Source organism: Vreelandella sp. H-I2 (assembly GCF_052959335.1).
In genome coordinates this window covers 19,251-31,473 of the sequence record NZ_JBRAMC010000014.1, presented here as the reverse complement: position 1 = coordinate 31,473, position 12,223 = coordinate 19,251, and the positions used below count along the sequence as shown (strand labels likewise).

Annotated in this window: 12 protein-coding genes; 9 read left to right on the top strand and 3 right to left on the bottom strand. The window is 49.3% G+C overall.

Going from position 1 to position 12,223, the window contains the following annotated elements; genetic code table 11:
* The first annotated feature begins 29 nt into the window (after positions 1–29).
* Genes ACUVOF_RS21690 through ACUVOF_RS21680 form a run of 3 tightly spaced genes read left to right on the top strand, consistent with a single transcriptional unit; the run spans position 30 to position 2,151 of the window.
* Positions 30–701, top strand: coding sequence for a hypothetical protein (locus ACUVOF_RS21690; protein WP_447046297.1), 672 nt, complete (start codon positions 30–32; stop codon positions 699–701).
* On the top strand, positions 694–1,131 hold the full coding sequence (locus ACUVOF_RS21685; protein ID WP_447046296.1) for a polysaccharide biosynthesis protein: 438 nt from the start codon (positions 694–696) through the stop codon (positions 1,129–1,131). Before ACUVOF_RS21690 ends, ACUVOF_RS21685 begins: the two co-directional genes overlap by 8 nt.
* Entirely contained in the window at positions 1,132–2,151 is a 1,020-nt protein-coding gene (locus tag ACUVOF_RS21680) for a glycosyltransferase family 52 (protein WP_447046295.1), read from the top strand.
* 31 nt (positions 2,152–2,182) lie between these two features.
* Here the strand turns inward: ACUVOF_RS21680 and ACUVOF_RS21675 are convergent, their stop codons facing one another.
* The gene (locus ACUVOF_RS21675; protein ID WP_447046294.1) at positions 2,183–2,935 is read right to left on the bottom strand and encodes a glycosyltransferase family 2 protein; all 753 of its coding nucleotides are present in this window, start codon (positions 2,933–2,935) and stop codon (positions 2,183–2,185) included.
* Between the two features lie 80 nt (positions 2,936–3,015).
* Here ACUVOF_RS21675 and ACUVOF_RS21670 point away from each other — a divergent pair, with 80 nt between their 5' ends.
* Together ACUVOF_RS21670 and ACUVOF_RS21665 are read left to right on the top strand one after the other, a co-directional pair.
* Positions 3,016–4,044: a glycosyltransferase family 4 protein gene (locus ACUVOF_RS21670; protein ID WP_447046293.1), complete on the top strand. Its 1,029-nt coding sequence runs from the start codon at positions 3,016–3,018 to the stop codon at positions 4,042–4,044.
* 17 nt (positions 4,045–4,061) lie between these two features.
* Positions 4,062–5,051 carry a glycosyl transferase family 90 gene (locus ACUVOF_RS21665; RefSeq protein WP_447046292.1) on the top strand — a complete coding sequence of 330 codons (990 nt, stop codon included), beginning with the start codon at positions 4,062–4,064 and terminating at the stop codon, positions 5,049–5,051.
* On the opposite strand, the gene ACUVOF_RS21660 is transcribed toward ACUVOF_RS21665, so the two are convergent.
* Complete coding sequence (locus ACUVOF_RS21660) at positions 5,034–5,765, bottom strand: 3-deoxy-D-manno-octulosonic acid kinase (RefSeq protein ID WP_447046291.1); 732 nt, start codon at positions 5,763–5,765, stop codon at positions 5,034–5,036. The two genes, ACUVOF_RS21665 and ACUVOF_RS21660, sit on opposite strands and share 18 nt — an antisense overlap.
* Here ACUVOF_RS21660 and ACUVOF_RS21655 point away from each other — a divergent pair.
* The 3 genes from ACUVOF_RS21655 to waaA are packed head-to-tail and all read left to right on the top strand — an operon-like array spanning position 5,764 to position 9,573.
* Positions 5,764–6,861, top strand: a complete 1,098-nt coding sequence (locus ACUVOF_RS21655) for a glycosyltransferase family 9 protein (RefSeq protein WP_447046290.1) — start codon at positions 5,764–5,766, stop codon at positions 6,859–6,861. The two genes, ACUVOF_RS21660 and ACUVOF_RS21655, sit on opposite strands and share 2 nt — an antisense overlap.
* The gene (hldE, locus tag ACUVOF_RS21650) at positions 6,851–8,281 is read left to right on the top strand and encodes a bifunctional D-glycero-beta-D-manno-heptose-7-phosphate kinase/D-glycero-beta-D-manno-heptose 1-phosphate adenylyltransferase HldE (RefSeq protein ID WP_447046289.1); all 1,431 of its coding nucleotides are present in this window, start codon (positions 6,851–6,853) and stop codon (positions 8,279–8,281) included. The genes ACUVOF_RS21655 and hldE overlap by 11 nt, the downstream gene beginning before the upstream one ends.
* On the top strand, positions 8,281–9,573 hold the full coding sequence (gene waaA / locus ACUVOF_RS21645) for a lipid IV(A) 3-deoxy-D-manno-octulosonic acid transferase (protein ID WP_447046288.1): 1,293 nt from the start codon (positions 8,281–8,283) through the stop codon (positions 9,571–9,573). The genes hldE and waaA overlap by 1 nt, the downstream gene beginning before the upstream one ends.
* Positions 9,574–9,596: 23 nt before the next feature.
* On the opposite strand, the gene rpiA is transcribed toward waaA, so the two are convergent.
* Positions 9,597–10,271, bottom strand: coding sequence for a ribose-5-phosphate isomerase RpiA (gene rpiA / locus ACUVOF_RS21640; RefSeq protein ID WP_447046287.1), 675 nt, complete (start codon positions 10,269–10,271; stop codon positions 9,597–9,599).
* Positions 10,272–10,424: 153 nt separating this feature from the next.
* Here rpiA and ilvA point away from each other — a divergent pair, with 153 nt between their 5' ends.
* Entirely contained in the window at positions 10,425–11,939 is a 1,515-nt protein-coding gene (gene ilvA, locus ACUVOF_RS21635) for a threonine ammonia-lyase, biosynthetic (RefSeq protein ID WP_447046286.1), read from the top strand.
* Positions 11,940–12,223: the final 284 nt, after the last annotated feature.

Here is a 12,223-nt window from a genome sequence, read left to right as displayed (position 1 = left end):
GTTGTATATTGGGCTTCTGGCAAAATTAAATGGCAATATATCTAATTCAGAGTAATAATATGGGTGTTTACAGTAGGTTTAGACAAAAAGTTTTATATAAATCTAGAGCGTCTTTTAACAACCTAGTTTATGGTCAAATTTCGCCTAAGCCTGAAGGGCTTGTTTTTATTGACCCCCTATCTATAAATAAAGAAATATTAGCTATCAAGAGAAGAGAGTCAGGAAAGGTAGTGAGTCGTAATTTTAAAGAGTTAGGCTTGGTTAGAAACATTAAGGAAAATCAAAAGCTAAGCGCTTGTTATGATAGGTGGGTGAAAGGTCAATCATGGGAAGAAACTGGCGTATATGAGCTCATGTTAAGGCTTATAAGCAACAGTGGAAAGCCTGTTGATGGGTGTTACAATTTAGAAGATATAAAAAAAAGGTATGCTAAATTAGACACCATGTTTGAAGAAGTAAGGGAACAACAAAGGATTAAACCCTTCTATGAAATATGGGGAGGCAATGATTGTTTGGAGCCAGATGGCATTTATGTTCACTTAAACGAGTCCAGTGAGCTGGTTTTTGGAGGAGGTGGGCAACATCGTCTAGCTATTGCTAGAATATTGAAACTTGGCTTTGTTCCAGCCCAAATTGGAATTGTACATGTTAATGCGTTACATTACTATGCACAAATAAAAGAGAGAATGACAAGTGTCTAATGATATATCAATATTAGTTACTGGTGGCACAAGGTTTTTTAGTCATACTTTAATTTATATGTTATTTGAGCGCTATAAACCTAAGAAATTTGTTATTTTCTCCAGTGGTGAGATGAAACAATGGGAACTGGTCAAAAAATTTGCGGGTGGTAGTAGCGTGCGCTTTTTTATTGGTTATTTAGTTCAAGCAGCAGCGACAAGGATTACCCTTATGGTAGAGTACAACTCTTTTGAGTTGATAAAAACTAATATATCAGGTGTTATGAACCTCGTTGTTGCCTCTATTAATAAAAATGTTAAAAAGGCAGTTCGAGGTGTAAGACCAGGATATGATTTGCCACCAAAGGACTTGAAAGTGTTATTAGAACGTAAATTAAAGCAAGATGTTGGACTGCATTCACCAGTTTCATGGCAAAAGGTGGGGCTGTAAATGTCACCAAAACACCTCGCGATGATTACCTCGCCCTTGCAACTTATTAATCTCCGTCAGCTTTGTGCAGATAGACAATTAGATAAAGCGGCATTTACAGTTGTCGTTAAATTCTCTAAAAAGTGCTCAAGCGCTCAAGCACTGCAACAAGAATTCGAGTTGGATCGCAGTGATTGGGGAGAGGTCATCATCCTTGAAAATAAAAGCAAGTTTTTGCATCTCAGAAATCTTGTTAAACGCTTGCACCCTATAAACTGGAAAATAGTGGTTTCTGGCGAGCTTACGTCTTGGTGGGAGAACATTGTAGTAGCTAATGTTCACTATGAAGAACGTATTCTTATCGATGATGGTACAATGACGCTTTTTGACTACCAGTCGTTTATGGAGAATGGAAAGAACTATCAAAAAAGAAAACCATTAAAATCATTATTTTTAAATATTTTAAATGTAAAAACTAAGATTAAGAAGCCTTGGCCAATTACCGCTTTTTCACTGTTTCCTATGGATTCCAATAGCTATGTCAGGTGCGAAAAAAATAGTCTTTCGATACTGAAGAGAACACTGGAGAATCAAGTTGTTACGTCAGGATGTAATATTAAAAAACGACTTTTTATAGGGCAGCCATTCGTGGATAATAAAGAAATTAGTGAGAATGAATATATTGATATTGTATCACGGTATGCTGCTCAAAATAGTAAGGAAGAGTGCTATTATCTACCTCATCGGAGCGAGAGTAAGGAGTTTTGTTCCAAAATTAAAGACATAAATAATATCACGGTAGCGTCTTATTCACTACCCGTAGAGAAAGTTATTGGACAATATCCGGAGTCTTATAGTCAAGTAGTTGGCCTTAATTCCACAGCGCTATTTACGATACATATATTGTATCCTGAAATCCCCATTTACTTTTATTCTTTCAATGATTTGAAAACGGTTTCCAATTCGCTATTGAAAAGGAGTTTAGTAGTCGATTCATTTCTTAGGAAACAAAAAAATACTTATCCATTGAGCTTAAAATAAAATATTCTTAATTACTGAGCAGAATGCTAGGCTATTTATTATGGCTGACTCTACTTTTGGCATATTTCCAAAAGACGCCGTTTGAGTTGGCTACAGATATAACTAGCCCTCTCCAGCCATCAAGTACGCCTAGCCGAATAAAATAAGTACGAAAAAAAGCAAAAATTGCTTTGAGAAAAATAAACCAAAAAGAGTAGTTTTTAGTTTTTTGCGATTCGGCTCTTAATTCAGAGTAACGATTTATCTTTTCTAAAAATTGGGCTAGATCAGTCACCGCGAGATGTTCGATTTTACCATCCAGTTCTTGAATAGTTACGTGAGGGCTTGGCTGAACAGACTCATGCACAGCGGCGCTATTAAAGTTGCATTGCGCACGGTGAAAGACACGTATTAGCCAGTCATTGCCCCAGCCTGAATGATGCACAGGACTACCCATCATCCAGTTTTCTCGCAGAATTTTCCCCGCCTGCTGAGGCGTTGCAGTGGCGGCCCATTGTTGAATAGCTGTATTTAGCTCAAGGGAAGGTGCTTCGTCGGCATCGAGCGATAATATCCAATCATATTTCGCTAAAGAAACAGCGTGACGTTTGGTAGGGCCGAACCCGAGAAAATCACCTACCTGCAAGGTAACGTTTGGATAGCTTTTGGCAATCTGGATGGTATCGTCGCTGGAACCATTATCATAAATCACCACCTCATCGTAGCACTGAACAGCATCCAATGTTCGACGCAGCGTAGAAGCGGCATTGCGGGTGATAATAACGACACTAACATTAATGGGCATGCAGTGGATCTCTACTCTCGTCACTTAGTGATGAAGTACTATACCGGCACTGAAGCTAACGATATCTGGATGGGGGTTTTTTGCACATTATACACATCAATCTAGCGAAGGGGTTTCGGGGTGGAGAACGCCAAACAGCGTTGCTTATCCAATCGCTAGCCAATCAGGTTGATGCTCAAACGTTGGTATGTCGGCGTGACTCTCCACTACGCGACAAGCTTCATGGGGTTGGTAATCTCAAGCTGATAGACGCTAATCATCAACTGGCCGGGCATATTGGGGCAGGCAAAGCTTCAGTGGTGCATGCGCATGAAGCCAAGGCGGTACATTGGGCATGGCTGCATAAACGCTTATACCGTACGCCTTATGTGGTAACTCGGCGCGTTGATACATTGATTAAGGATAAATGGGCCAATCGCCTTTTTTACGGCAATGCCGACTGCTGTGTAGCGATTTCGACAATTATACAAAAGCAGTTGTCGCACTGGACCAGCCAGTCCATACCGATAATCCCGAGTGCTATGTCCAATTTTACCCCGGACTTTCAAGCAACTCAGCAATTTAAAGCTCAGTATCCCGATCGCTTTATTGTAGGGCATATCGGGGCACTAGTGGATCGTCACAAAGGGCAGCGTGTGATTTTAAAAGCGGCTGCTCTACTACAGGAGAGCCATCCAAATTTGTTATTTATCTTTTTTGGCCAGGGTGAAGATGAAAGCGTGCTGCAACAAGAAAGTCAGCATTTACCTAATGTAGTATGGGCTGGATACGAGCCCAACATTGGTGACTTCATTCCAGGGTTGGATCTTTTCGTATTTCCGTCACGTAATGAAGGGCTAGGTTCGGTATTGCTTGATGTCATGCAGGCTAGGGTTCCCATTATTGCCACTCGAGTGGGGGGTATTCCCGATTTGATCAATCATGAAGAGACAGGTCTATTGATCGAAGCTGATGATGCCAGTGCGCTACGGGATGCAGTTATTCGCTTAGCGGAGTCTAATAAGGAGAGAGCGATCCTAGTGGAAAATGCTTACCAGCATTTGACGTCATTCAGCCCGCAATCAATGGCACAAAAATATCTTGATGTTTACCATTCCCTTGCCAAGTAGTATATGAGGAGCCGCTTTTGTTAGCTGATAAATGGAGAAAAAACCGACATAAGCTTAAGTTTTACCTTCAAGGCGTTGCCGAAATTGGCTTGCCGCGACAGTTTTATCATGCGCAAAGAGCGTCCTTATTTCGGACTGTACGGAAGGAGATGGGTAAGCAAAATTGCCAAGAAATTGCTCGACGAGTGAATTACTATAATCAGTTGACGGGCCTAGCGGTGTTACCCACGGAAGCGCAATACATAGTAGATTTTTCTCGAGGGAAAAGCTGGGCTTATTACATAGATATGAAGAAGTATCTGCTCGCTTTCGACCGAGGATTCAAGTTTCTCTACTTGCCTGGTGATATACGTATTATACCGGGGCATCCGACATTACTGAAAAGCCGCCCTATTTCAGAGCATAACGCTTCCTCTGTTCTATTGAAACTCAACCGTATCCGTCATTACTTCTTCGTGAATGATTCGGTACCGTTTGCACAGAAAAAGAATCTGCTAGTGTGGCGTGGCGCTTGCCATAAGCCGCACCGGCAGGCGTTTGTAAGCCGGTTTCATGATCATCCCCTGTGTAACGTGGGCGATAGCCATCCCAAATTTAAAAATCAACCCTGGCATCGTGGGGTTATGAGCATATCTGAACAGCTTCAATACAAGTTCATATTGAGCATTGAAGGAAATGATGTAGCCACCAATCTGAAATGGATAATGGGCTCTAATTCGCTTTGCTTCATGACACGGCCCAAATACGAAACTTGGTTTATGGAAGGCACGTTGGAACCAGGCTATCACTATGTTGAGCTAGCCGATGACTACTCAGACCTTGAGGAGAAGGTGCAGTATTATACTGAACATCTTGAAGAGGCTAATAGCATTGTAAAAAATGCTAATGCCTACGTGCGTACTTTTATGGATATTCGCCAGGAGCATCTGATTGGTTTATTGGTGCTGCAAAAATATTTTGAAAAAACTGGGCAGTGTGAGCCCATCGGGTTAGGGCTCTGGGACTAAATAACCATATCCTTCACAGATAGGGCGCATAGCCACCTGGGCCTGCCGATCGGTAAACTTATTTACCGACTTCTCCAGCCGTTTTAAATTAGCCTCTTGCCACTTACCTGCCCTACGAAGACGGCAGCGATCAAGGTCAATTAACCAGGGCATACCGGTTGGATCGATTAGGATATTGCGTGCGTTCAGGTCGACATGGTCAAGCCCTGCCTGATGAAAGCGTCGTATCATCACGCCTACACGTTGCAGCAGCGTTTCATCGGCTAGGTTGTCGACCAGCAGTTCCGCGAGTGCTTTAGCACCGGCTATGCGCACAGTGATCAATGCAGCTTCATACGTAAGCCCGTAACAGGTTACACAGCTTGCCACCGGGCGGGGGACGGGCAGCCCCTGCTCGAACAGTGTGGCTGTTAAGCGCAGTTCTCGGAACGCTCGGGTGTGCTCAGCGCCGGTCCATAAATAGCGTTTTTCACTGAGCTTGGCTGCCATGCCGCCCCGGCGATAGGGCCTTAACACCCACTGTTCGGTTGGTGTTACCTGTAAAAACAGACTGCTACCCCGGCCCGGTGCTTCACCCACTACTAATCCTTTTTCACGCCAATATTCGGCTGTGAACAGAGCAGGACCAATTTGGTGTGTACCCGGCGCGTCACATAAACTGTCTACATCATGTAAAATCAGTCCATTTTTCTGCCGGAGTGCCGCTAAGCGCATGAAGCCCTCTCTGCCTGTTCAGCCTAACCACATTGCCATTTTGCGCCTTTCCGCCCTGGGAGATGTGTGCAATCTCGTGCCCACGGTGCGGGCGTTGCAACGCCAATGGCCCGACGCGCGCATTACCTGGATTATCGGTAAGGGGGAGCACAGTCTACTGGCGGGGCTTTCCGGGGTCGAGTTCATTGTTTACGACAAGGCGACCGGGATTGCCGGTATGCGTGCGCTCTGGCGGCAGCTCGCCGATACGCGCTTCGATGTACTGCTGCATATGCAGCAGGCCATCCGGGCCAGCATACTGTCGCTCGGGTTGAAGGCCAACGTGCGTGTGGGTTATGACAAAGCACGTGCCAAAGATGCCCAGCACTGGTTCACCCAGTACCAGCTCGCGCCGCATCCTAATGCTCATGTGCTGGAGTCCTTTATGGACTTCGCCCGGGTGCTCGGGGTCGATGATAACCGCTTAGAATGGGATTTGCCGGTGACTGACACGGCACGCAATGAAGCACAGGTTATCAGTGGTGAAGCACCTTACCTAGTGATCAACCCCTGCAGCAATGTACGTCTGCGTAATTTTCGCAACTGGTCGGTAGAAGGTTATGCCAGCGTTATTGAGCACGCTTGGGTGCAGTACGGCCTCAAAAGCGTGCTGACCGGGGGCGGTAGTGCCCTGGAGCGTGAAATTGGCGATCAAATTGAAGCGCTCTGCCAGCCTGGCAGTGTGGTTAACGCGATCGGTGGAACCTCTCTAAAAGGCGTATTGGCGCTAATTGACCAAGCCCAAGCGGTGATAGCACCGGATACCGGGCCTATTCATATGGCCAACGCCATGGGCACCCCGGCGTTAGGTCTATATGCGTCGACCAACCCCCAGCGCGCCGCGCCCTATTTGTGGCGTGAGTTTGCGGTCAACGCCTATCCCGAGGCGGTACGCACCTATTTGCATAAATCGGTCGATGAAGTGAGTTGGGGGCAGCGGGTACGCCACCCCAGCGCCATGATGCTCATTAAAGCCGACGACGTTATCGCCAAACTGGATGCACTGCTGGCGCATACTACTTCAAACGCCAGCCCAAGGAGCATCGATGAAAATTGATTTAACCGCCTTAGAGCATGCCCGCGTGTTGGTCGTAGGGGACGTGATGTTGGACCGTTACTGGCATGGCGGTACTTCGCGTATTTCACCTGAAGCACCCGTGCCGGTGGTACGTGTGGAGGATGTTGAAGATCGCCCAGGCGGCGCAGCCAACGTGGCGCTCAATATTACCTCACTGGGCGCCCATGCTGTGCTCGGGGGCCTGATCGGTGCTGATGAAAATGCACAAATTTTACAAGCCAGCTTAACTGCTTCAGGAGTAAGTACCCACTTTCAGCGCAGCACCGAAATACCCACCATTACTAAGCTGCGTGTGATGAGCCGCAACCAGCAATTGCTGCGCCTGGATTTCGAGCAACATTTGGACAGTGTCGATACCAGTGAGCTCGTGGCACAGGTCGAGAAGGTACTACCCGACTGCGACGTGTTGATTCTTTCCGACTACGGCAAAGGCACGCTGAACCAAGTCGAGAACCTAATTGCCAGCGCACGGGCGCAGGGCAAACGGGTATTGATTGACCCGAAGGGGCAAGATTTCAGCAAGTACCGTGGGGCGAGTTTAATCACTCCCAATTTGACTGAATTTGAAACGGTGGTCGGCCCTTGTGCCACCGATGCTGAACTATCCAGCCGGGGCGAAGCGCTGCGCGCTGAACTGGAACTGGAAGCGCTACTCATTACTCGCAGCGAAAAAGGCATGACGCTGATACGCGAAGGGCACGCGCCGCTGCACTTACCTACCCGCGCTCAGGAAGTCTTCGATGTTACCGGGGCGGGGGACACTGTTATTGGCCTAATGGGTTTGGCATTAGCGTCGGGTCATGCCTTTCCTGAAGCAATGATGCTAGCGAACCTGGGCGCAGGACTGGTAGTAGCCAAGCCGGGTACTGCCACGCTCTCGATCGCTGAACTCTATACGGCGCTACACGGCGATAAGCTGGCCGAGTTTGGCGTGATTGAGCCGAATATATTGATTGAGGCGGTGCGGGCTGCTCAGCTGCGTGGTGAACGGGTGGTTATGACCAATGGCTGTTTCGATATTTTGCATGCGGGCCATGTCGCCTACCTGGAGCAGGCCAAACGTCTGGGTGATCGTTTGATTGTCGCGGTAAATGATGACGCCTCCATTGGCCGTCTAAAAGGGCCTAAGCGGCCAATCAATCCGTTAAATCGGCGTATGCAAGTATTGGCGGGACTTGGCGCTGTCGACTGGGTGGTGCCGTTCAGTGATGACACCCCCCAAGCGCTGATTGAAGCGGTATTACCGGATATTTTAGTCAAAGGGGGCGATTACCAGCCAGAAGATATCGCCGGCGGCGCGGCTGTCGTTGCCAATGGGGGTGAGGTTAAGGTGTTGGGCTTTGAAGACGGTGTGTCAACGTCGGCGATGATTAGCTCCATTTTAGATCGTGAGCGCTAATGGCTTCACCTGCCTGGCCCCGGCTGGCCTACTCAGCGGCGCTATATGCGCTCTCACCGCTGATAAGCTGGCGTATTTGGCGTGAGCAAGTACCCACTTACTCACGCCTTCAGCGGCTGGGTTTATGCCTTGACCCGCTTCCTCCAGCGCCACGCATTTGGCTGCACTGTGCCTCGGTGGGAGAAGTGCGGGCCGCGCGTCCACTGATTGAGGGGCTATTGGCGAGCTATCCATTGCATAGCCTGTTGCTCACGACTATGACCGCTACCGGTGCCCAGCAGGCCCAAGCGCTTATTGTTGAGCAAACCACAGCAGAACAGGTGCGTCTCGCCCATCGTTTCCTACCGCTGGACTTTCCTGGCGCCGCGAAGCGCTTTGTTCGCCATGTTAAGCCTGAACTTGCCATCCTGTTTGAAACCGAGTTATGGCCTAACTTAATCCATGCCTGCCGCGAGCAGGGAGTGCCCGTGGTGATCGTGAATGGGCGCTTATCGCCCCGTGCCTTTAAACGTTACCAGCGCTTGCGGTCGTTGATGGCCAGTACGCTTGCTGATATTAGCTGGCTAGCCGCTAAATCAAAGGCAGATGCCGAGCGCTTTAAAGCCCTTGGGAGTCGCGCGGAAATGACTAGCACGGTCGGCTCGCTTAAATTTGAGATAGCCAGTCAAAACAGTAATCTCAAAGAGGGTGAGCGCTTACATCAAGAATGGGATGAGAGGCCGGTCTGGGTGGCGGGGTCCACCCGAGAAGGTGAAGAAGCGCTGTTGCTCGAGGCCCATCGCCAAGTACTTGCGCGCTACTCGAATGCGCTGCTGGTGCTCGTGCCGCGTCATCCTCAGCGCTTTGATGAGGTAGCGAAGCTTTGTACCACTGAAGGCTGGACGTTAAGTCGCCGTAGCCAGGCGCAGTCGGTGACAGCGCAAACTCAGATTTACCTAGGAGATACGCTAGGTGAGTTGGCAGCGCTTTATGCAGCAGGCAGTGTGGCCTTTGTTGGTGGCAGTCTCGTGTCATTGGGAGGACACAATGTGCTTGAACCGGCTGCGTTAGGTAGGCCGGTACTTAGCGGTTCCTCGATTGAGAACTTTGCCGATGTGGTTGAGCCGCTGCAAGCGGTCGGTTCGCTAACCTTGGTCGATAGCCCGGACGCCCTGGCAGACGCCTTGGTAGGCTACTTTGCCGCCCCAGAAAAAGCCTACCAAGTGGGGCGAGCAGGGCGCGCAGCGATTGAAACCCAAAAAGGTGCACTGGCCCGAACGCTGACTGGCTTGGCGGCACTGCTGCCCCCGTAACGCAACGCCTTTATTGCGCAGTTTTATGAAATCGCTATGCGCTCAACGCCGTCACTTTTACCCAAAAGAAGAATATCGGCGCCTCGGGCGGCAAACAGGCCATTGGTGACCACTCCGACGATAGCGTTGATACGCGCTTCCATGGCCACCGGGTCTGCGATCATAAATTCATAGCAGTCGATAATTTGGTTGCCATTGTCGGTGACCACACCCTGGCGGTAAACCGGCTCCGCTCCTAGGGCCACTAATTCGCGGGCAACATAAGAGCGTGCCATGGGAATAACTTCTACCGGCAATGGAAAATGTCCTAGCTGAGGCACGTACTTTGAGCCATCAGCGATGCAAATAAAACGCTCGGCGCAGGCCGCCACGATCTTTTCGCGGGTGAGCGCTGCGCCACCGCCTTTAATCATATGTAAGTTAGCATTTACTTCGTCTGCGCCGTCTATATAAAAAGGAACGGTGCCTACACTGTTGAGTTCAAATACCTCAATGCCCAAAGCTTCAAGGCGCTTGGCGCTCGCTTCTGAACTGGCCACCGCGCCTTTAAACAAATGGCGTAGTGGCCCCAGGCGATCAATAAACAAATTTGTCGTCGAGCCTGTACCAATACCTAAGATGGTATCCTTTTCCAGCGTTGATTTGATTTCTGCAATGGCGGCATCCGCCACGGCGGCTTTCAGTTCATCCTGGTTCATCGCTGCGTTCATAGTAAGCCTAGTGAGTCAGTAAAGAGTGAATGTTGCTAGTATAGCGTTCTAAACACCTACTGCCGATGTAGACGTCGCTAGGCGTAATCTGCTACCAATAAAGGCTTTTGTCCGTTCACGTACTTCCCTTGGGATACCCGCATGCTCGAAGCAACCGTCAAAAAGATACTCCAAGCCCGTGTTTATGAGGCCGCTTGTGAGACCCCTATTTCCCCTGCCCCCTTTTTGTCGCGTCGTTTCAACAACCAGATTTTGATCAAGCGCGAAGATCTGCAACCGGTATTTTCATTCAAAATCCGTGGCGCTTATAACAAAATGGCGCAGCTCAGCCAGGCGCAAAAAGACAAAGGCGTGATCGCCGCTTCCGCCGGTAACCACGCTCAAGGCTTGGCAATGGCCGCTAAACTGATGGGCGTCAAAGCCGTTATCGTAATGCCCAGAATTACGCCGGATATCAAAGTGCAGGCGGTGCGTGCTCGGGGAGCCAAGGTCATCCTTAAAGGCGATGCCTTTGCTGCTGCTGCCGAGCATGCCCAAGAGTTAATTAAAGAGCACGGCTATACCTATATTCCGCCGTTTGACGATATTGACGTGGTGGCGGGTCAAGGCACCATCGGCGTGGAAATCCTGCGCCAGCACGCGGGGCGGCTAGATGCCATTTTTGTGCCGGTGGGCGGCGGTGGATTGATTGCGGGGGTGGCAGCCTACGTTAAATACCTGCGTCCGGATATCAAAGTCATCGGGGTAGAAGCGGAAGATAGCGCCTGCCTTAAAGCGGCGCTGGAAGCCGGTGAGCGAGTGGTGCTCGACCAAGTGGGTGTGTTTGCCGAAGGTGTCGCGGTCGCGCAGATTGGCGAAGTGCCGTTTTCACTGATTCAAGGCCTAATTGATGAAGTGATTACCGTCAATACCGATGAAATGTGCGCAGCGGTGAAGGATATTTTTGAGGATACCCGTGCGGTGGCGGAAACCTCCGGCGCGCTTTCGCTCGCAGGGCTGAAAAAATATATTCAGCAGACCGGTGCCGAAGACGAGACGCTGCTGTGCATTAATTCGGGGGCAAATACCAACTTTGATCGCCTGCAGCACATCGCCGAGCGCACGGAGCTGGGTGAACAGCGTGAGGCAATTTTGGCGGTAACGATCGCCGAGAAACCCGGCAGCTTTAAAAAGTTCTGCCGAACGCTGGGTAAGCGCATGGTGACTGAGTTTAGCTACCGCTATGCCGATAACAGCGAAGCGCATATTTACGTGGGCGTCCAGGTGAAGCCAGGTGGTGAGGACCGGCAGGCAGTGATTGATAAGCTGCGTGAAAGCGGCTACCAAGTGGAAGACCTTACCGATAATGAGTTAGCGAAGTTGCATATTCGTCACCTAAGTGGCGGTCGCCCCAGCGAGCGTTTTGAAGAAGAGGTGTATCGCTTTGAGTTCCCAGAACGCCCGGGCGCGTTAATGAATTTTTTAACGCAACTACCCCACGACTGGAATATTTCGTTGTTCCATTATCGCAATCACGGCGCTGCGTATGGTCGGGTACTGGTGGGCATGCAAGTGCCGAATGGTGACCGCACTCATGTCGCTGAGTACTTAGACGCTATTGGCTACCGCTACTGGCGTGAAAGCGATAACCCGGCTTATCGACTGTTCATGGCGTAGTACTGGCAGTCGTGAGTAAAACCCTGTGTGTAAGTGGTTGCTTACTCTGGATGCCAGAGCAGTCAGTAACATAACGTTACTAAAATGTTTAAAATGTGGCTGGAAAATGCCGTTCAAGGTGTTGTCAGGAGTGGCCTTCCCGCCCTATAGTCGTGAGCGGAAATAATCAAATCCTCCATCTCTTTTGCGACAACTAAGGGTGGTAGATTTAACACATTCGGCAACGGCAAAGGTGTTGGAGAAGCGGCATGCGGCGTAAGAAGCCTGATATGGTAATGGCGTTG